The sequence below is a fragment of the Cellulomonas sp. HD19AZ1 genome, assembly GCF_004535805.1.
GTDB lineage: Bacteria > Actinomycetota > Actinomycetes > Actinomycetales > Cellulomonadaceae > Cellulomonas > Cellulomonas iranensis.
On sequence record NZ_SPHX01000001.1, the window covers coordinates 87422 to 107021 of the forward strand.

Genomic DNA, 19600 nt, shown 5'->3' on the forward strand with positions numbered 1-19600 from the left:
GCGTGCCCGGGCCGGTGGGCCCGGGCACGCACCCGTGACAGTCTGCCTACTCGTTGTCCCCGCCGGTCGAAAGTGAGGCGGAGATCTCCTCGGTCGACGCGGCGTCGCCCGCGTCGGGCCACACCCAGTCGCGCACCTCCGGCAGGTCCTCGCCGTGCTCGCGCGTGTACTGCCGCGCGCGCAGGCGGGCGTCGACCATGCGCTGGCGCAGGCCGGCCTGCGACGCGCGCAGCCAGTGCACGTGGTCGATGACGTCGATCACCAGGTGGTACCGGTCGAGGTCGTTGAGCATGACCATGTCGAACGGCGTCGTCGTGGTGCCCTCCTCCTTGTACCCGCGCACGTGGAGGTTCGCGTGCCCGTTGCGGCGGTACGTGAGGCGGTGGATGAGCCACGGGTACCCGTGGTAGGCGAACACGATCGGCCGGTCGGCCGTGAAGATCGTGTCGAACTCCGCGTCGGACAGGCCGTGCGGGTGCTCCCGCGCGTCCTGCAGCCGCATGAGGTCCACGACGTTGACGACGCGCACCTTGAGCTGCGGCAGCTCGCGCCGCAGGATGTCCGCCGCCGCGAGGACCTCGAGCGTCGGGACGTCGCCCGCGCACGCCAGCACGACGTCCGGCTCCTCGTCCTGCGCCTCCGACCCGGCCCACTCCCAGATGCCCAGGCCGCGCGTGCAGTGCGCGACGGCCTGCTCCATCGACAGGAAGTTCGGCGCGGGCTGCTTGCCGGACACGACGACGTTGACGTACTGCCGGCTGCGCAGGCAGTGGTCGTACGTGCTCAGCAGCGTGTTCGCGTCCGGCGGCAGGTAGACCCGCACGACCTCGGCCTTCTTGTTGACCACGTGGTCGATGAAGCCGGGGTCCTGGTGGCTGAAGCCGTTGTGGTCCTGCCGCCACACGTGGCTCGACAGCAGGTAGTTGAGGCTCGCGATCGGCCGCCGCCACGGGATGTCGTTGGTGACCTTGAGCCACTTGGCGTGCTGGTTGAACATCGAGTCGACGATGTGGATGAACGCCTCGTACGACGTGAACAGGCCGTGCCGCCCGGTGAGCAGGTAGCCCTCGAGCCAGCCCTGGCACTGGTGCTCCGACAGCATCTCCATGACGCGACCCGCGCGCTCGAGGTGGTCGTCGACCTCGGGCCCCTCGAACTCCGCGTTCCACTGCTTCGCGGTGACCTCGTACACCGCCTGCAGGCGGTTCGACGCGGTCTCGTCGGGGCCGAAGATGCGGAACGTGTCGGGGTTCCGGCGGATGACCTCGGTGAGGTACTCGCCGAGCACGCGCGGCGCCTCGGCGATCGTCGCCCCGGGTGCGGGCACGTCCTGCGCGAAGTCCCGGAAGTCCGGCAGCCGCAGGTCGCGCAGCAGCAGGCCGCCGTTCGCGTGCGGGTTCGCGCTCATGCGCAGGTCGCCGTGCGGCGCGAGCGCCGTGATGTCGGCGTCGACCCGGCCCGTCGCGTCGAACAGCTCGGCCGGCCGGTACGACTGCAGCCACTGCTCGAGCACCGCGAGGTGCTCCGGGGTGTCCCGCGCGTTCGCGAGCGGCACCTGGTGCGCACGCCACGAACCCGTCGTCTTCTTGCCGTCGATCTCGTCCGGGCCCGTCCAGCCCTTCGGGGTGCGGAACACGATCATCGGGTACATCGGGCGGCTCACGTCGCCGGCGGCGGCGTTCGCCTTGATCTCGGCGATCTCGTCGAGCACCTCGTCGAGCAGCACCGCGAAGCGGCGGTGGATCTCGAGGTCGTCCTCGTCGTCGAAGCCCGCGACGAACACGTGCGGCTTGTGGCCGTAGCCGACCATGAGGTCGTGCAGCTCGGCGTCGCTGATCCGCGCGAGCACCGTCGGGTTCGCGATCTTGTACCCGTTGAGGTGCAGGATCGGCAGGACGATGCCGTCCTGGCGCGGGTTGACGAACTTGTTCGAGTGCCAGCTCGTCGCGAGCGGGCCCGTCTCGGCCTCGCCGTCGCCGACGACCGCGGCGACCAGCAGGTTCGGGTTGTCGAACGCGGCGCCGTACGCGTGGCTCAGCGCGTAGCCGAGCTCACCGCCCTCGTGGATCGAGCCCGGCGTCTCGGGCGCGACGTGCGACGGGATGCCGCCCGGGAAGGAGAACTGCCGGAACAGCCGGCGCAGGCCCTCCTCGTCCTCCGTGATGTCGGAGTACACCTCGGAGTACGTGCCGTCGAGGTACGCGCTCGCCACCAGGCCGGGGCCGCCGTGGCCGGGGCCCGTCACGTAGATCGTCGACTGCTCGCGCTCCGCGATCGCGCGGTTGAGGTGCGCGTAGAGGAAGTTGAGGCCGGGCGTCGTGCCCCAGTGGCCGAGCAGGCGCGGCTTGACGTCGTCGCGGTGCAGCGGGCGGCGCAGCAGCGGGTTGTCGAGCAGGTAGATCTGGCCGACCGACATGTAGTTCGCGGCGCGCCACCACGTGGACAGGCGCTGCAGCGTCGCGTCGTCGATCTGCCCGGATCCCTTGCGCCAGGCGGTGCGGGCTTCGGCGGCCGCGAACGGTCCCGGGGCGATGGGGCCTGCGTCCGCAGCGTTCTGCGGGTCCGAGGCGGTGGTAGTCATGTCCCCTCCTTGAGGGTCTGCCGTGGTCGGCCGGGGTGCTCCCCAGCCTTCCGTGAGGTCGCAGCGCGAGGTGGGACGTCCGGCCCACCGCGGCTGTGCTCCTGACCACAGCCATCCAACCCCACGCGCCACAGGGTCGCGACGAGGGCGCGGAGGGCACGACGGCGCACCTCCAGGGTGCCCCCGCCGCGTCGTCGGCGCCCGTCCGCGGCGGACCACCGGGCAGCACCCGGGTGCCGGGCGGGTACCGTGAGGTGGTGGCCGAGACCTCCCTGTGGCGCGCCGCGGTCCGCCCGCGGATGCTCGGCCTGCTCGTGCTCCTGCTGGCCGCCGCGGCCGTGTGCGGACGCCTCGGGGCGTGGCAGCTCGAGCGCGCCGAGGTGCGCGGCGCCGCCGCCGCGCAGCGCGAGGCCGCACGGGTCGTGACGGCCGACCCGGAGCCGCTGGCCGCCCTGCTCGCGCCCGGCCAGACGTTCGTCGGCGACCTGGTGGCGCGCAAGGCCCTCGTGTCCGGCACCTACGACGACGACGGGACGCTGCTCGTCACGGGCCGCGAGCACGCGGGCCGCACCGACGGCTACCTCGTGCTCACGCCGCTGCGCGTCGCGACGCCCGACGGGACGGCGGTGCTGCCGGTCGTGCGCGGCTGGTCGCCCACGCCCGACGTCGCGCCCGCCCCCGCGGGCGAGGTCGAGGTCGTCGGGTGGCTGCAGGCGGGGGAGGAGGCCGGCACGACGCCCGTCGACGGGCGCACCGACGCCATCAGCGCGCCGCAGCTGCTCACCGTGTGGGGCGGTCCTGTCTACACCGGCTACCTCGTGGTGCAGACCGGCGACCCCGCGGACCCCGCGGGGCTCGAGCCGCTCGACCCGCCGACACGGGCGGGGTCGGGGCTCAACGTGCAGAACCTCGCCTACGCCGCGCAGTGGTGGATCTTCGGCCTGTTCGCCGTCGGGCTGTGGTGGCGCCTCGTGCGGGACGAGGCCGCCGGCCGGCCGCCGCTCCCGGGCGACGGCGACGCGAGCGGCGCCCCGCCCACGGACGTCGACCACGGGGTGCCCGCCCACGACGGCGGCGTGGCCGCCGGCGCGACGCCGCCGGACGACCGTCGGGTCGCCAGCGGCGCCTGACCGGTGCCGCGTCAGGCGGACTCGTGCTGCCACGAGCGCCACAGCGCGGCGTACTCGCCGCCCGCGGCGACGAGCTCCTCGTGGGGGCCGATCTCGCTGATGCGTCCCGCGTCGACGACGGCGACGCGGTCGGCGTCGTGCGCGGTGTGCAGGCGGTGCGCGATCGCGACGACGGTGCGCCCGGCGAGCACCGCGGACAGCGACCGCTCGAGGTGCCGCGCGGCACGCGGGTCCAGCAGCGACGTGGCCTCGTCGAGCACGAGCGTGTGCGGGTCGAGCAGCACGAGCCGCGCGAGCGCGACCTGCTGCGCCTGCGCGGGGGTCAGCGCCGTGCCGCCCGAGCCGACCTCGGTGTCCAGGCCGTCGGGCAGCCCCTCGACCCAGTCCCACGCGTCGACCGCGCGCAGCGCGCGCTCGATCTCGTCGTGGTCGGCGTCGACCTTCGCCAGGCGCAGGTTGTCGGCGAGCGTGCCGACGAACACGTGGTGCTCCTGCGTCACGAGCGCGACGTGACGGCGCAGCTCGTCGAGCGGCAGGTCGACCAGCGGCACGCCGCCGACGGTCGCCGACCCGCCCGTGGGCGGGTGGATGCCCGCGAGCATCCGCCCCAGCGTCGACTTGCCGGCGCCCGACGGCCCCACGACCGCGAGCCGTTCGCCCGGCGCGAGGTCGAGGTCGATGCCGTGCAGCACGTCGTGACCCTCGCGGTACGCGTACCGCAGGCCGAGCGTCGACACGCGGTCGTCGACCGGGCGGGCGCCCGACGCCTCGCGGTCGGACTCGACCAGGCGCACGCCCACGATGCGCGCGAGCGCGGTCGCCGCCACCTGGATCTCGTCGACCCAGAAGATCAGCTCCCACACGGGTCCGGTGACCTGGTACGCGTACAGCACGATCGTCGTGACCGCGCCGAGCGTGACGTGGCCCTGCGACGCGAGCCAGCCGCCCCACACGAGGACCGCGACGGGCGCGAGCACGAACGCGAGGTCGACGCCCGGGAACAGGATCGTGCGCAGCCGCAGGGTCGCGCGCTCGGCGTCGAACGCCTCGCGCAGGTCCTCGTGGACGCGGCGCTCGCGTGCCTCCGCCAGGCTGAGCGCGTCGACCGTGCGCGCGCCCTCGACCGTCTCGGTGATGGTGCCGTTGAGCACCGCGTACGCGGCCGACTCGCGGATGTACGCCGGGGTCGCGCGCCGCAGATACCAGCGCACCATGACGACCATGGTGGGCACGCCCACGAACAGCGCGACCGACACCAGCGGGTCGATCACGAGGCACGCCGCGACCGTGAGCGTGATCGTCACGACCGCGACGATCACGCGCGGCACGCCGAACCGGACCGCGTGCTGCAGCTTGTTGACGTCGTTGGTCGTGCGGGTAACGAGGTCACCCGTGCCCGCGCGCTCGACGGTCGACAGCGGCAGCGACGTCACCGTCTCGAGGAACTCCTCGCGCAGCTCGGCGAAGACCTTCTCGCCGAACCGCATGGACGCACGCTGCGCGTACCGGATGAGCCCGGTCTGCGTGACGACGGCCGCGAGGCCGACGGCGACGAGCGTGTTGATGTACCGCGCGTCGGTGCCCCGCGTGACGGCGTCGACGATGCGACCCAGGAGCAGCGGGCCCGCGAGGCCCGCGATCGCGGCGAGCGTGTGCAGCACGGCGATGCCGCCGAGCGGTCGCCGGTGGCGGCGCAGCAGGTCGGCCGCGTAGGCGCGGACGGTCGCCGCGTCGGCGATGGGGAGCTTCACGCGGCACCTCCGGGGGTCGTCGTGGGCTGGGTCAGGGTGCGGGCGTCGGGCTCGGCCGCCTCGAAGGTCTCCTCGACCGGCAGGTCGTCGTCGAGGTTGCGCCCGACCACGCGCCGGTACGTCGCCGCGACCTGCGGGCCTGCGGCGCCGTCGAGCAGCTCGGCGTGCGTCCCGCGGGCGACCAGCCGGCCGTCGTGCACGAGCTGCACCTCGTCGACGTGGTCGAGCACGAGCGGGCTCGCGGTGACGACGAGCGTGGCGCGGCCGCGGCGGGCGTCCGCGAGCCGCGCCGCGATGCGTGCCTCGGTGTGGGCGTCGACCGCGCTGGTCGGCTCGACCAGCACGAGCACCTCCGCCTGCGTGAGCAGCGCACGCGCGAGCGCGACGCGCTGGCGCTGGCCGCCCGACAGCGACCGGCCCTTCTCGGTGAGCTCGCCGTCCAGGCCGTCGGGCACCGAGTCGAGCACGTCCTGCGCGTCGGCCAGGCCGATGGCGGTCAGGAGGTCGTCGCGCGTGGCGCCGCCGCGGACGTCGAGCCCCTCGGCGAGCGGGCCCGAGAACAGCTGCGGCATGGCCTCGGCGACGACGACGCGGCGGCGCAGCTCGGCCAGCGGCAGCGTCGCGAGCGGCACGCCGCCGAGCGTGACGGGCGTCGCGGACTCCTCGGCGTCGTCGAACCGGCCCAGGCGCGTGGCGATGCGTGCGGACTCGTCCGGGTCGGCCGACACGAGGGCGACGACGCGGCCGGCCTCGACCGTGACGCCGCTGGCCTCGTCGACGAGCGGCGACCCCGCGGGCGGCATGACGGTGCCGTCCCGCGGCGCCGTCCCGGCCGCGGGCACGACCCGCAGCACCGTGAGCACCTTGCGCGTGCCGACGACCGCGCGGGTCGTGGCCTGCAGGAACTGCGTGGCGTTCTGCACGGGCCAGCCGAGGAACGCCGCGTAGCCGTAGGTCGTCACGAGCTGGCCGGGCGTGATCGTCCCGGCGAGCGCCATGTGCGCGCCGAGCCAGACGAGCGCGACCACGAACACGCCGGGCAGCAGCACCTGGAGCGCGTCGAGCCACGACTGCGTGACCGCGACCTCGACGCCGCGCCGCCGCACGAGCTGCGACTGCTCGCGGTACCGCCCGGTGAAGACGTTCTCGCCGCCGATGCCGCGCAGCACGCGCAGCCCCGAGACGGTGTCCGCGCCGAGCGTCGTGAGGCGGCCCGACGCCTCGCGCTGCGCGGTCTGACGCCGCTGCAGCGGGCGGACGAGCAGCGCCAGCACGCCCGCGACGGCGGGGAGCCCGAGCAGCACGACGAGCCCGAGCTGCACCGAGACCTGGAGCATGAGCACGGCGACCGCCGCGTACGCCACGACCGAGCCGACGAAGCGCGCGAGGGACGCGTACACCTCGCCCACGCGCAGGGCGTCGTTCGCGACCGCGGACACGACCTCGCCCGTGGGCAGCTCGGCGGTGATCGCGTCGCCCGAGCGCGCCGCGGTGCGACCGACGAGCTGCGACGTCGTGAACGCGGCCCGCAGCCAGTTCGCGACGTCGTACCGGTGCCCGACGGCCGACGCCGCCGCGCTGACGAGCCCGAGCGCGAGCAGCAGGCCCGCGGCCTGCAGCAGCGCGGGCCCGAAGCCGTCGGCGAGCCCGTCGTCGATCGCGCGACCGGTGAGGTACGGCAGGAACGCCTGGCACGCGAACTGCACGACGCCGCACGCGACGGCCGTCAGGAGGATGCCCCACTGGCGACGGGCCATCCACCACAGGTAGGTGGCGGGGCCGCGCAACGGCGGGGTGCCGGGGTCGGCGAGAGGGAGCTGGCGCACGTCGACGCACGTTACGGGGGACCACCGACAGCCGCGAACGCCTTTTGCGCGCCGTCGCGGCGCGCACGCGTCGTGCACCGTTCGGCGCCGGACGGGTGAAATCCGGGGCCGCGGATCACCCGGACGGGGGGCCTGGGACCACGGGCCCTTGCCCCCGGGAGGCAGGGCCCAGGGACCGGGCCCGGACGGGGCCGCCGGGCCCGTGCACGCGGGCCCTGCCGCGCGGCACGATCGGCTCGTGCCACCCCTCCGTCATCCCGCCGTGCCTGCCGGCACGCGCTGCGCCACGCCGCCCACGGCCAGGCCCCAGCGCGCGAAGCTGCCGGCGGGCGCCTCGAGCACGTCGACCGCGCCCGGCCGCGGCGCCACCAGGCCGAACGGTCGCAGCACGTGGACCGCGAGCACGCTGCCGTCGGCGGCGAGCTGCGCGACGTCGAGCGGCACGGTCATGCCGACGCCGTGGACGGACGACTCCCGCACGAACCACATGGCCTCGGGCAGCCGCCTGCGCCACAGCATGCCGCGCGCCCGCGCCCCCCACGTCGACGCGACCGTCACCTCGGCCACGTCCCGGCCGTCCACCCAGAGCCTGGTCACGGGGGCAGTCTGCCGTGCCGCGGGGGCCCCGGTGCGACGCCTGCCCGGCCCCGCCGCGTGCGCGGGGGTGGACGAACCGGGAGGTATCCTCGCCCGGGGTCGCGGCGCCGCCCCCCGAGCGGGGCGCGGCCAGGGCTGGACGGGTGAAACCTCACGTCAGACATGCGACCCGACCGACCCTGCGGCACCCTCGTGAACCGGGTCGCCGACCTCACCACCACCCCACCGGACCGAGGAGGAGCCCCGTGACGATCCTGGCGCTCGCACCGGCGCACCGGCTGCCGTCGGGCACCGTGGTCGCCGAGCCGGACGCCGAGTCCGTCGTCGCCGCGCTCCTCGCGCTCGACCCCGAGGTCCCCGTCCTCGTCGTCGCCGACAGCACGGCCGGCCGGGACGCGGCGCGTGCCGCGCGGCTCGTGCTCGGGCAGGAGCGCGTCGGCGTCCTGGCGCACGAGGTCCCGCCCACCGCGTTCTTCGTCGCGGTCGCCGCGCTGCAGATGCTGCCCGACATCGCGCTCGGGCTCGCCCCCTCGGTGCTCGAGGGGCTCGGCGAGGGCGTGCGGACGGTCGCGCTCGTGTCGTCCGTCGCCGCGCTCGAGCGTCCGCGCCCGTCGGTGGCGCTCGACCTCGCGAGCCGGCTGCCGGGGTCGGTCTTCCGCGTCGACTGGACCGCGCAGACCATCTCGCGCGACCAGGCGCTCGAGCTCCCCGCCGGCGTCGCGACGATCGCCACGGCCTCCGAGAAGCCCGTCGTGGCCGCCGGGCTGCCGCAGCCGGCGCAGGCCCACGTGGACCTCGCGACCGACGGCGCGTTCTGGGGCGCGAAGCGCTGGTACGAGGCGACCGTCGTCGTGCGTGCGCTCGAGGAGACCGTCGAGGAACGCCTCAGCCCGTCGTTCGTCGCGGCCGTCCCGCGCTGCGCGAGCTGCGCGCGCCTCGCGACCGGACCGTCCTGCCTCTTCTGCCAGATCCCCGTGCCGGACGGCACGGTCTCCGTCCCCACAGGAGGACACGTATGAACCCGCGCCAGCGGCGAGGGGCGCTCCTGCTCGTCATCACGGCTCTCGGTGCGATCGCCGTGTTCCTCGCGGTGGTCGTGTACGTCGGCGACGTCAGCTCGCGCGTGGGGCCGATGACGCAGGCGTACCAGCTCAACCGCGCCGTCGACGCCTACGAGCCCATCGAGCCCGACATGCTGGAGGCCGTCGAGGTCCCCGAGCGGTGGGTGCCGGCCACGGCCGTGCGCGACGTGTCCGAGACGAGCGGCCTGGTGGCCGCCACCGCGCTGCCCGAGGGGTCGCTCGTGCAGACCGGCATGCTCGTGCCGCGACCCGGCGTCCAGCCCGGGTTCCGCGAGGTCGCGATCGTCGTGGACGCCGAGACCGGTGTCGCCGGCAAGGTCGCCCCGGGCGACCACGTCGACATCCTCGCCACGGTCGACGGCGACGAGCTGCGCCCGCCGCGCGCCGAGGTGTGGGTCTCCAACGCGCTCGTCCTCGAGGTCGGCATCCCCCAGAACATGGAGGACAGCGACGTCGGCGGCAACTTCACGACGACGCAAGGGGTGCCCGTGACGTTCGCCCTCACCTCGGAGGACGCGCTGCGGCTCGCCTACGTGGAGAGCTTCTCGGTCAAGCTGCGGCTCGCGCTGCGCGGTGACGGGGACAGCCAGGTCCTGCCCGACGACGAGCTCGTGTTCCAGGCGGGGTGACGACGATGGTGACGAAGGTCCTGCTCGCCTCACCGGACGAGCGCACGCTCGAGCGCATGAGCCAGGTGCTCGCCGAGGCCGAGGCGATCTCCCTGGTGCAGGTCGTCCGCGACGCGTCGAGCGTCGACGAGGCGCTCGTGCGCCACCCCGACCTCGACGTCCTCGTGGTCGACGAGCAGGTCGACTCGGGCCGGGGGCTCGCGGTCGCCCGCTCGGTCGGCGCGGCGAACCCGCTGCTCGGCGTCGTGATGCTGCTCGACCAGGCCGGTCCGGAGCAGTTCGCCGCCGCGATGGACTCCGGCGCGCGGTCGGTCCTGTCCCGGACGTCCAGCCTCGCCGAGATCGTCTCGCGCCTCGAGTCCGTGGCGCAGTGGGTCGCCGCGGCCCGCTCGGCGGTCTCCGCCGACGCGCGCGGCGGCCGCGCGGGCCGCGTCATCGCGGTCGCGGGGGCCAAGGGCGGCGTCGGCACGTCGACCGTCGCCCTGCTGCTGGCGCAGTCGCTCGTCGCGACGCGCAGCGTCGGTCTCGTCGACTTCGACCTGCAGTCCGGCGACCTCGCGGCCTACCTCGGTGTGCACACCCGGCGCTCGGTCGTCGACCTCGTCGACATCGCGGGCGAGATGACGGGGCGCATCCTGCGCGAGACGTCCTACGACGTGCCCGGCGGCCTGCGGCTGCTGTCGGCGCCGAACGACGGCGAGCGCGGCGAGGAGATGACGGCGCGCGCCGCGCGCTCCGTCGTCAACGCGCTGCGGTACCAGTACGAGGTCGCGATCATCGACGTCGGCTCGCACCTCACCGAGGCGACGGCCGTCGTCCTCGAGGAGGCCGACGCCGCCGTGCTGGTCGTCACGCCCGACCTGCCCGCGCTGCGCTCGGCACGGCGGACGCTGGCCATGTGGGAGCGGCTCGTCATCCGGCAGCAGGCCGGCGTGCAGGTGCTCCTCAACCGGCAGAACCGCCGCAACGAGGTGACCGAGAGCCTCGCCGCCAAGATCGTCGAGACGCGGATCGCCGCGACCGTGCCCGACGGCGGCCAGCCGTTCGAGTCCGCCATGAACACCGCGTCGGTCGTGACGGCCTCCGGGCCCGCGCACAGCGCGGCGGCGAAGTTCGCCGCGGCGCTCGCGGGCAGCGAGGTCGAGGAGAACCCCGCCGACGCCGTCGACGAGGCCTACGCCGAGGCGACCGCGGGCCGCGGCCGCCGCCGCGCGCGCGGCAACGACGACGGGCAGTCGGCCGTCGAGATGCCCGTCGCGTTCACCGTGGCGCTGCTCGTGCTGCTGCTGTGCGGGCAGGGCATCGCCTGGGGCACCGGCTACCTGCTGGCCCGCAACGCCGCGCACGAGGGCGCGCGGACCGTCGGCCTGCAGCCGTGGGGTCCCGCGACCGCCGGCTCCGCCCGCACGGTCGCGCTCGACGAGCTCACGGGCCCGTGGCGCTCGGGCGCCACCGTGGACGTGAGCCCGTCCGACGTGAGCGTCCACATCGTCGCGCCGACGGTCGTGCCGGGCGTCCGGCTCACGTCGTCGGTCTCCGCCCAGGTGCAGAGGGAGCAGTGATGCGCAGGATCGCCGCCCGGCTCTCCCCGCGGGACGACCGGGGCTCGGCCGCGGTCGAGCTCGTCGGGTACGTCACGATGGTCGTGCTCGCCGGCATGCTCTGCCTGCAGGGCGTGTACGTCTCGCAGGCGGGCGCCGTGGCGCAGCAGGCCGCGCGGGACGGCGCGCGCGCCCAGGCGCTCGGGCAGGACGTCGTGGGGGCCGCCCGCGCGCAGGTCCCGTCGTGGGCGCGGCTGCAGGACGTGCGCGCACGCACCGTGGGCGGCGCGTTCGTCGTCGAGGTCGACGTGCGCGTCCCGATCGTGGTGCGCGGCGTGACGTCCTCCGAGATCGTGGTGTCGCGCGACGCGACGATGCCGAGGAGCTGACGATGGCGCTGCGCGACCGCATCCAGCAGACCGAGCGGACCTCCGACGAGCCCGACCTCGTCGGCCACTACCGGGACCGGCTGCTCGAGGAGATCGACCTCGACGAGCTGTCCCGGCTCAAGCCGACCCAGCGGCGCGCGCGCCTCGAGCGGATCCTGTCGACGCTGCTGTCGGCCGACGGCCCCGTGCTGGCGTCGCGCGACCGTTCCGCGCTCATCCAGCGGGTCGTCGACGACGCCCTCGGCCTGGGCGTGCTCGAGCCGCTGCTGGCGGACGAGTCGATCACCGAGATCATGGTCAACGGACCGCGGGACGTGTTCGTCGAGCGCATGGGCCGGCTGCAGCGGGTCCCCACGACGTTCGCGTCCGAGGAGCAGCTCTTCCAGACGATCGACCGCATCGTCTCGACGGTGAACCGCCGCGTCGACGAGTCGTCGCCGATGGTCGACGCGCGCCTGCCCACGGGCGAGCGCGTCAACGTCATCATCCCGCCGCTCGCGCTCGACGGACCGTCGCTGACGATCCGACGGTTCCCGCGGCCCTACCGGCTCGGCGAGCTCGTCGAGAAGGGCAGCCTCGACGTGCACGCCGCCCACCTGCTGGGGGCGTGCGTGCGCGCGCGGCTCAACATCATGATCTCGGGCGGTACCGGCACCGGGAAGACGACGTTCCTCAACGCGCTGTCGGGCCTCATCCCCGACCACGAGCGGATCGTCACGATCGAGGACGCGGCCGAGCTCTCGCTGCAGCAGGAGCACGTGGTGCGGCTCGAGTCGCGCCCCGCCAACGTCGAGGGCCGCGGCCAGGTCACGATCCGCGACCTCGTGCGCAACTCGCTGCGCATGCGACCCGACCGCATCGTCGTCGGCGAGGTCCGCGGCGGCGAGACGCTCGACATGCTCCAGGCGATGAACACCGGTCACGAGGGCTCGCTGGCCACCGTGCACGCCAACAGCGCCTTCGACGCCATGGGACGCCTCGAGACGCTCGCCTCGATGAGCGAGCTGGAGCTCCCGGTCGCGACCATCCGGGACCAGATCAACTCGGCGATCGACGTCGTCGTGCAGCTCGAGCGCGGCGTGGACGGCACGCGCCGCGTCTCGGAGGTCGCGGCGCTCGTCTCCAGCCGGCGCGACGACTACGTGCTCGCGCCCCTCGTGACGTTCGAGCAGGACCTGCTCGGCCCGGACCACAAGGTCACGGGGACCTTCCGCCGGTACCCGCTGCCGGACCTGCTGGCGGCCCGCCTGCGCCGGGCGGGGGAGTCCCTCGCGCCCGTGGGGAGCGAGCCGTGACGCCGGTCGTCATCCTCTTCCTGCTGTTCGCGACGCTCGTCCTGCTGGTCGTCACGGTCGCGGTGCTGCAGGAGGACGGCGCGCACCGCCGCCGGCTCCTCGCGGCGGTCGACGCCGACCGCGACCGCGGGTCGCAGCTGACGGACCGGCTGGACGACGCGCTGCGACGCACCCGGTGGGGTCAGCGGCTGACGGCCCTGCTCGCGGGGTCGGGCCTCGGCTCGCGCTCGCCGTCGGTCGTGATCGCCCTCGTGGGCAGCAGCACGGTCCTCGCCGCGGTGCTCACCTACGCGGTCGCGGGGCGCATCGCGGCGATCGTCGCGGGCGTCGTGGTCGTCGTGTCGTTCCGGCAGTGGCTCGAGCGCCGGCGCGAGGCCCGCATCGAGAAGTTCATCTCGCAGCTGCCCGAGCTCGCGCGCCTGCTCGCCAACGGTGCGCAGGCCGGTCTGGGCGTGCGTCGGTCGATCGAGCTCGCCGCGCGGGAGATGGACGAGCCCGCGAGCGGCGAGCTGCAGCAGGTCGCCTCCGAGCTCGCGATCGGGCAGAGCCTGCGGGTCGCGCTCGAGCACCTGGCCGAGCGGCTGCCGTCGCGCGAGCTCGTCGTGCTCGTGCAGACCCTCGTCATCCAGGGCAAGGCCGGCGGTGCGCTCGTCACGGCGCTGCAGAACATCGCGGCCACGCTCGACGAGCGGCGCCAGCTCCGGCGCGAGATCACGACCGCCGTCGTCGGGGCCACGTTCTCGGGCTACGCGGTCGTGCTCATCGGCGCGTTCTCGGTCGTGTTCATGAACCTGCTGTCGCCGGGCGCGCTCGACACGATGTTCGGCACGCTGCCGGGGCAGATCGCGCTCGTCGCGGCGGCGTCGTTGTTCCTGATCGGCTTCGTCGTGATCCGGCGGATCACGAAGGTGAGGTTCTGATGGCGCTGCTGATCGGCCTCGCCGCCGCGCTCGTCACCGTCCTCGGGTTCAGCGGTGCGCGCATGCTGCGCACGACCGGCCTCGAGGAGGTCGAGGAGGGCATGCGCACGACGCCCGTCGCCCAGCGCGAGCGGGGCTTCGGCGCGTTCCTCGACCGGCTCGGCTCGTTGTTCCTCGGCACGACCATGCGCGCCTACGGCCCGGCGCGGCTGCGGCGCCTCGAGGAGACGATCCGGCGTGCCGGGCGCCCCGACGGCCTGACCCTCACGGTCTACCTGCGTCGCCAGGCGGCGTTCGTCGTCATCGGCGTGGTCGGCCTCGTCGTCTTCCTGCTCGTCGGGCAGCCGTGGACGGGTCTGCTCCTGCTCCTGCTGCTGTGCGGGTGGATGCGGCTGTGGCTGATGTCGGCCGGGCGGCGGCGCCAGGAGCAGATCGACATGGAGCTCCCCGACTTCCTCGACGTCCTGGGCGTCACGGTCACCGCGGGCCTGGGCTTCAGGCAGGCCGTCGAGCGCGTGTGCGAGTTCCACACGGGACCGCTCGCGGAGGAGATGCGCACGGTCCTGCAGGAGATGAGCGTCGGCATCTCCCGCCGGCAGGCGTTCATCGCGATGCGTGACCGCACGCGGTCGGACGGCGTGGCGGCGTTCGTCACGGCGCTGCTGCAGGCCGAGGAGCTGGGCGTGCCCCTGTCGAGCGCGCTCGACGACATCGCCTCGGACGTCCGCAAGGAGCACGCGCAGCGCGTGCGGCAGGCGGCCGCGAAGGCCGCGCCCAAGGTCTCGCTCGTCGTCACCATGACGATCGTCCCCGGCACCCTCATCCTCATCGGCTCGTCGATCCTGCTCGCGAACCGTGAGGTCCTCAGTGGCATCTTCTGACGCCACCGCGGTCGTGGACCGCCCCGCGCACCTGGCGATCGGGCGGGTCACGCGGCTCCTGAGCGAGGTGCGGCTCGCGACGCTCGCGCTCGCGCTCGTCGCGGCGCTCGTGGCGGGCACGGCGGACGGCGCCGACCTGTGGGTCGTGCTGCTCGCGGTGCCGTTCTCGGTCTTCCCGGCGCTGTCGTGGGACGCCCGGGGCGCGCTCCTGTCGCGCTCGGGGATCCTGCTGGCCTGCGACCTGGTGACGACGGTGCTGGTGCTGCTGGCCCTGTCGGGCGAGATCATGACGGTCTACGCCGCTGCCACGGTCGCGCTGCTGGGCGTCCTGGTCGGGGCGCGGCTCGCGCTCGTCATGGCGCTCGCCATCGCGATGGTGCTGGTGTACGCGAACGCGCTGGACGCGACGGGCACGACCTGGCTCGTGGTGGCCGTCGGCTCGCTCGGCGTCATCGCGATGGCGGGTGCGGGCTCCGCGCTCGGCTCCTGGCTGCGCGCGCAGGACGTCGCGGCGCGCGAGGCGGCGCTCGCGCAGGTGCGCCGTGCGGCCACGCTCGAGCGCGTGCGGATCGCGCGGGACCTGCACGACACCGCCGCCGGCGACCTCGCGGGCGCGACCATGCTCAGCGGCACGCTGCTCGCGCGGCTCGAGCGCGAGGGCGCCGACGAGCGCACGATCGCGCTGGCCCGGCAGCTCGACGAGGCCTGCCGCGCCGCGCACCTCGACACGCGCACGGCGCTCGGCGAGCTCCGGCGCGCGGGTGCGATGCCGGTCGACGACCTCGTGGACGCGTGCCGGAGGTGGACGCGGGACGTCGGGACGCCCGTCGAGCTCGACGTCGACCCGGCGTACGCGGAGGTCGACGTCGAGCTCGCGGGCGACGTGCGGGCGATGGTGCTCGAGCTGCTCGAGAACGTCCGGCGGCACGCCGGGGCCAACCGGGTCGAGGTCGAGGTCCGGGTGTCCTGCGGCGGTCTGACGCTGACGGTCACGGACGACGGCCGCGGCATGGACCAGGTGCCGCCCGCACCCGACCTGGTGGCGGACGGCCACTACGGCCTGCAGGGCATCGACGAGAGGGCGGCCGCGTGGCGCGGCAGCGTCGAGCGCGGCCCGGCCCCGGGCGGGGGCCTGCGCACGCGTGTGACCCTCGCGCTCACTCCCGAGACGGTGGAGGCTAGATGAGGATCCTGGTGGTGGACGACAACGCGCTGATCCGGCTCGGGCTGCGGGCGGCGCTCGAGGAGCTCGACGACGTCGAGAGCGTCGACGAGGCCGGCGACGGTCAGGCGGCGGTCGACCGGGTGGCGCAGGGCGACGTCGACGTCGTGCTGCTGGACGTGCGCATGCCCGGCCGCGACGGCCTGTCGGTGCTGCCCGAGCTCGTCGGGCGCACGACCGTCGTCATGCTGACCAACACGGACGACATGGCCGCGGTCAACGAGGCGATGCGCGCGGGCGCGGCGGGGTACGTGATCCACGGCTCGCTCGAGCCGGCGGGGATCGGCGCGGCCATCCGCGCGTGCCTCGCGGGCGGCCGCGTGGTGTCGGGGCTCGAGCCGTGGGTGTCGCCCGCCGACCCGCCGCCGCCGCCCGCGGCGGGCGTCGCGTCACGCGACGACCTGTCCGCGCGCGAGGCCGAGATCATGGACGTGGTCGCGCAGGGGCTGACGAACACGCAGATCGCACGCCGCCTCTTCCTGTCCGAGAAGACGGTGAAGAACCACATCAACCGCATCTTCGCGAAGCTGGGCGTGACCAACCGCGCGCACGCGGTGGCGGTCTGGCTGGGCACCGCCCCTGGGCCCGGGGACCCAGGGGCGAATGGGACCGGGATGGGTCCTGGGCCGCTCGTGGGCGGGGCGCCGCGACCGTAGCGTCTTCACCGTCAGCACAACGACCTCGGGGCGCTGGCCCCACGCTCAGGAGGAAACACCATGGAGAACCTCACGCGCCGCGCCATCGCCGCCCGCCTCGCCTTCACGGGCCTCGTGCTGGGCGCGCTGCGCCGCGACGACCGTGGCCAGGGCTCTGTCGAGTACGTCGGTATCATCCTGGTCGTCGTGGCGATCATCGGGATCGTGATCGCGGCGGCCTCGGGTCTCGGCGGCACGATCGTCAGCAAGCTCACCGAGGCCATCAACAGCATCGGCTGACCCAGCCACCCGGCCGGACGTGGCCGGGACACCGGTCCGGCCGCCCGTGTGGCGGCCGGACCGGTCTCGTCGTCCAGGAAGGTCCTCCATGCGCCGTGCCCGTCTGACCGCCGTCGCCCTCGCCGTCGTGCTCTCGGCCACCGCCTGCACGGGCTCGGACCCGGAACCCGGTCCGACGACGACGGGGGCGCAGCCCACGTCGTCCGCCCCGGCGGACGACGGGTCGGTCGTGGTGGAGGTCGAGCACCTCGGGGCGCCGGTCGAGCTGACCGTGCACCCCGTGCAGGTCGTCGGGGAGCACGCGCTGCTCACGGTCGACTACACGATGGGCGACGACGCACCCGCGGGCACGAACCTCTCGATCGCTGCCCTGCTGCGCAACGCGGGGTCCTTCCTCAACGTCGGCAAGCTGCGGCTGGTCGACCCGGAGGGCATGCGCGCGTGGGAGGTCGGCCGGGACGGCGGCACGTCGGTCTCGACCAGCGGCGACGCGCTCAACCTGGCGCCGGGCGGGTCGGTGACCTCGGAGGCGTTCTTCGCCGCGCCGGACGCGACGAGCGTCGACGTCCTCTTCCCGTACTTCGGGCTCGTCGAGGACGTGCCGGTCGTGACGGGGCAGGACGTCGGCACGACGCCCGAGGACCTCGGCGCGACCGCCACGGCGGTCTACCCCGAGGGTGGCGTCGAGGTCTTCTCGGTCGCGTACGACGGCGCCGCCAGCACCCAGGTGCAGGCGGAGGACGCGACCGTGACGCTCGCGTCCGACGTGCTCTTCGCGACCGACGTCTCCGACCTCACGCCCGAGGCCGGAGCGGCCGTCGACGCGGCGGCTGCGCAGATCGCGGCGGCGGCCCAGGAGGGCGAGGTCGTCGTCACCGGCCACACCGACGACGTCGGCTCGGACGACTACAACCTGGCGCTGTCCGACCGCCGTGCGGCGTCCGTGGCCGCGCGCCTCGGCCAGACCCTCGGCGGCGGCTTCACGCTCCGCACCGAGGGCAAGGGCGAGACGGAGCCCGTCGCGTCGGGCACGAGCCCGGAGGCCCGCGCCGCCAACCGCCGCGTCGAGGTCCGCTTCACCGTCGCGCAGGCCGGCCAGGCGCTCGAGGTCACGACCGGCGACGTCGCGGTGCCCGAGCCGACGGGCCCCGTCGGCACGGCGGGCTCGCCGGTGCAGGTCGACGTCGCGGGCGCCACGTGGGCCGTGAGCGCGACCGAGGTGCGCCGCAGCGGACCGTTCCTCGTCGGATCGCTCGAGATCGAGCGCGTGTCGTCCGGCACGGGTGCGCCCGTCGGGCTGTTCGGCGACTTCGCCGAGGGCCGCCTGCTGTCGCGCGGGCTGTCGTCGACCACCCTCACCGCGGGCGCGTACGGCGCGACCCTGCTCGGCGAGGGCTCCTACCTCTACCCGGCCGACTACCTGCGCGGCGACGCCGACGGCGACGACGCGCGAGGGGTCCTGGCGGACCAGTTCGTCGACGCCCCGCTGTCGCAGGGCGAGTCCGTCACCGTCACGGTCCTGTGGCCCGACTCGGGTCAGGACACCGTCACCGTCGACGCGCAGGGCCGGTTCCGCATCACCGACGTCCCCGTCGAGGGCTGACGCCGCGGCTCCCCGCCCTGGCGCCGCCCCGAGCAGAGAGCGAGCACCGCATGTCCTGGACCATGCCGCGCGCGTCCGCGCGACGCGTCGACTGGCGCACGGTGGCGCTGTTCGTCGTGCTGGACCTGCTCACCTTCGCGCTCCTGTACTGGCTGCTGCTGCCGGCGTTCGCGACCTTCCTCCTCGCGATCGACCCGACCACCGCGCTCGCGATCGGCTGGGTGCTCTCGGCCGTGCGGCTCACGTGCGTCGGCGTCGTCGCGGTGCGCTCCTACCGGAGCCGGCGCGGCTTCGACGAGCGCCGCGAGGTGCTGCCGACCGTCGTCGTCGCGGCGGCGGTCGCGTGGTCGCTGCAGCTCGTCCTCGGCGTCCTCGGCGCCCTCGCGAGCGGGACGTCGCTGTGGTCGTGGCGCCTGGCGCTGGACCTGCTCACGTGGGTGGCGTTCCCGCTGCTGTCCGTGCTGTTCGTCTCGCCCGGCGAGGCCGAGCGGCTCCCGCTGCGCTACCGCAGGTCGCTCGCCGACGACCGGGGCGCGACGAACCTGCTGATCATCCCGGCGGTCGCCGGCCTCGTCGCGGCCGCGCTGCTCGTGGTCGCGGTCGTCGGGTCGGCGACCTCGGACGCACGCGAGTCGCGCACGGCCGCCGACGCGGCCGCCCTCGCCGCGGCCGACACCTGGCGCGACGGCGTGCGGGGTGCGTTCGACCGCGCGCGGTGGGCGAGCGACGCCGACGACTTCTGGGACTTCGCCGGGACGGACCTCGGCGCGTTCACGGGGGGCGCGATGGTCGGGTCGGCGCGGTCCTTCGCGCAGGCCAACGACGCCGAGCTCCTGTCGCTCGACGTCGACGTGCCCCGCGCGCGGGTGACCGTGCGCGTGCGCAGCCTCGACGCGGTCCCGCACTCCGGCAAGCGCGTCGAGCAGGTCGCCACCGCCGAGCTGCGCCTGAGCTCGGGCGTGTGCCGTTCGGGTCGCACGCTCGGCTACCTCGTGCGCGGCACGTGCCGCACGGTGGCGCCGGCACCGACGCCCACCCCGACGCCGACGCCGACGCCCACCCCCGACCCGGACGACCCGGACTGGACGCCGCCGCCCCCGCCGCCCCCGCCGCCGCCGTTCGCGCCGCCGTCGGGCATCGGCGCGTTCCTCGCGGAGACGCGACTGGTGGTGGGCCCGTGACGCGGCGCCGGCTGGGCCCTGCGACCCGGGTCGGGCC

17 protein-coding genes are annotated in these 19600 nt (G+C 74.7%); 13 read left to right on the top strand and 4 right to left on the bottom strand.

The genetic code is table 11. The annotated features are described in order from the left end of the window. Positions 1-46 precede the first annotated feature (46 nt). Positions 47-2581, bottom strand: coding sequence for a phosphoketolase (locus E4A51_RS00490; protein ID WP_226239010.1), 2535 nt, complete (start codon positions 2579-2581; stop codon positions 47-49). Positions 2582-2838: 257 nt separating this feature from the next. Here E4A51_RS00490 and E4A51_RS00495 point away from each other — a divergent pair, with 257 nt between their 5' ends. Further along, on the top strand, positions 2839-3711 hold the full coding sequence (locus E4A51_RS00495; protein WP_134850601.1) for an SURF1 family protein: 873 nt from the start codon (positions 2839-2841) through the stop codon (positions 3709-3711). Between the two features lie 11 nt (positions 3712-3722). On the opposite strand, the gene E4A51_RS00500 is transcribed toward E4A51_RS00495, so the two are convergent. The 3 genes from E4A51_RS00500 to E4A51_RS00510 form a co-directional block, all read right to left on the bottom strand. Continuing rightward, a complete protein-coding gene (locus E4A51_RS00500) occupies positions 3723-5462 on the bottom strand; it encodes an ABC transporter ATP-binding protein (protein WP_134850602.1) in 1740 nt (579 codons plus the stop codon). Continuing rightward, on the bottom strand, positions 5459-7288 hold the full coding sequence (locus E4A51_RS00505) for an ABC transporter ATP-binding protein (protein ID WP_134850603.1): 1830 nt from the start codon (positions 7286-7288) through the stop codon (positions 5459-5461). The genes E4A51_RS00500 and E4A51_RS00505 overlap by 4 nt, the downstream gene beginning before the upstream one ends. A gap of 252 nt (positions 7289-7540) precedes the next feature. Then, positions 7541-7885, bottom strand: a complete 345-nt coding sequence (locus tag E4A51_RS00510) for a DUF192 domain-containing protein (RefSeq protein WP_134850604.1) — start codon at positions 7883-7885, stop codon at positions 7541-7543. 245 nt (positions 7886-8130) lie between these two features. Here E4A51_RS00510 and E4A51_RS00515 point away from each other — a divergent pair, with 245 nt between their 5' ends. From E4A51_RS00515 to E4A51_RS18505, 12 genes are all read left to right on the top strand, one after another. After that, complete coding sequence (locus E4A51_RS00515) at positions 8131-8904, top strand: hypothetical protein (RefSeq protein ID WP_134850605.1); 774 nt, start codon at positions 8131-8133, stop codon at positions 8902-8904. Further along, complete coding sequence (cpaB, locus tag E4A51_RS00520) at positions 8901-9596, top strand: Flp pilus assembly protein CpaB (protein WP_046528922.1); 696 nt, start codon at positions 8901-8903, stop codon at positions 9594-9596. The genes E4A51_RS00515 and cpaB overlap by 4 nt, the downstream gene beginning before the upstream one ends. A gap of 5 nt (positions 9597-9601) precedes the next feature. Continuing rightward, positions 9602-11158 (top strand): AAA family ATPase, encoded by a 1557-nt coding sequence (locus tag E4A51_RS00525; protein WP_134850606.1) that lies wholly within the window; start codon positions 9602-9604, stop codon positions 11156-11158. Continuing rightward, a complete protein-coding gene (locus E4A51_RS00530; RefSeq protein ID WP_046530694.1) occupies positions 11158-11526 on the top strand; it encodes a TadE/TadG family type IV pilus assembly protein in 369 nt (122 codons plus the stop codon). The genes E4A51_RS00525 and E4A51_RS00530 overlap by 1 nt, the downstream gene beginning before the upstream one ends. A 2-nt stretch (positions 11527-11528) precedes the next feature. Next, entirely contained in the window at positions 11529-12821 is a 1293-nt protein-coding gene (locus E4A51_RS00535) for a CpaF family protein (RefSeq protein ID WP_046528920.1), read from the top strand. Further along, complete coding sequence (locus E4A51_RS00540; protein ID WP_134850607.1) at positions 12818-13741, top strand: type II secretion system F family protein; 924 nt, start codon at positions 12818-12820, stop codon at positions 13739-13741. The genes E4A51_RS00535 and E4A51_RS00540 overlap by 4 nt, the downstream gene beginning before the upstream one ends. Beyond that, positions 13741-14622, top strand: coding sequence for a type II secretion system F family protein (locus tag E4A51_RS00545; RefSeq protein WP_052748262.1), 882 nt, complete (start codon positions 13741-13743; stop codon positions 14620-14622). Before E4A51_RS00540 ends, E4A51_RS00545 begins: the two co-directional genes overlap by 1 nt. After that, complete coding sequence (locus E4A51_RS00550) at positions 14609-15808, top strand: sensor histidine kinase (protein ID WP_134850608.1); 1200 nt, start codon at positions 14609-14611, stop codon at positions 15806-15808. The genes E4A51_RS00545 and E4A51_RS00550 overlap by 14 nt, the downstream gene beginning before the upstream one ends. Continuing rightward, entirely contained in the window at positions 15805-16500 is a 696-nt protein-coding gene (locus tag E4A51_RS00555; protein WP_082739583.1) for a response regulator transcription factor, read from the top strand. The genes E4A51_RS00550 and E4A51_RS00555 overlap by 4 nt, the downstream gene beginning before the upstream one ends. A 60-nt stretch (positions 16501-16560) precedes the next feature. After that, a complete protein-coding gene (locus tag E4A51_RS00560; protein ID WP_046528916.1) occupies positions 16561-16779 on the top strand; it encodes a hypothetical protein in 219 nt (72 codons plus the stop codon). Positions 16780-16867: 88 nt separating this feature from the next. Continuing rightward, entirely contained in the window at positions 16868-18382 is a 1515-nt protein-coding gene (locus tag E4A51_RS00565; protein ID WP_134850609.1) for an OmpA family protein, read from the top strand. A 50-nt stretch (positions 18383-18432) separates the two neighbouring features. Next, a complete protein-coding gene (locus E4A51_RS18505; RefSeq protein WP_134850610.1) occupies positions 18433-19563 on the top strand; it encodes a hypothetical protein in 1131 nt (376 codons plus the stop codon). The last annotated feature ends 37 nt before the right edge of the window (positions 19564-19600 follow it).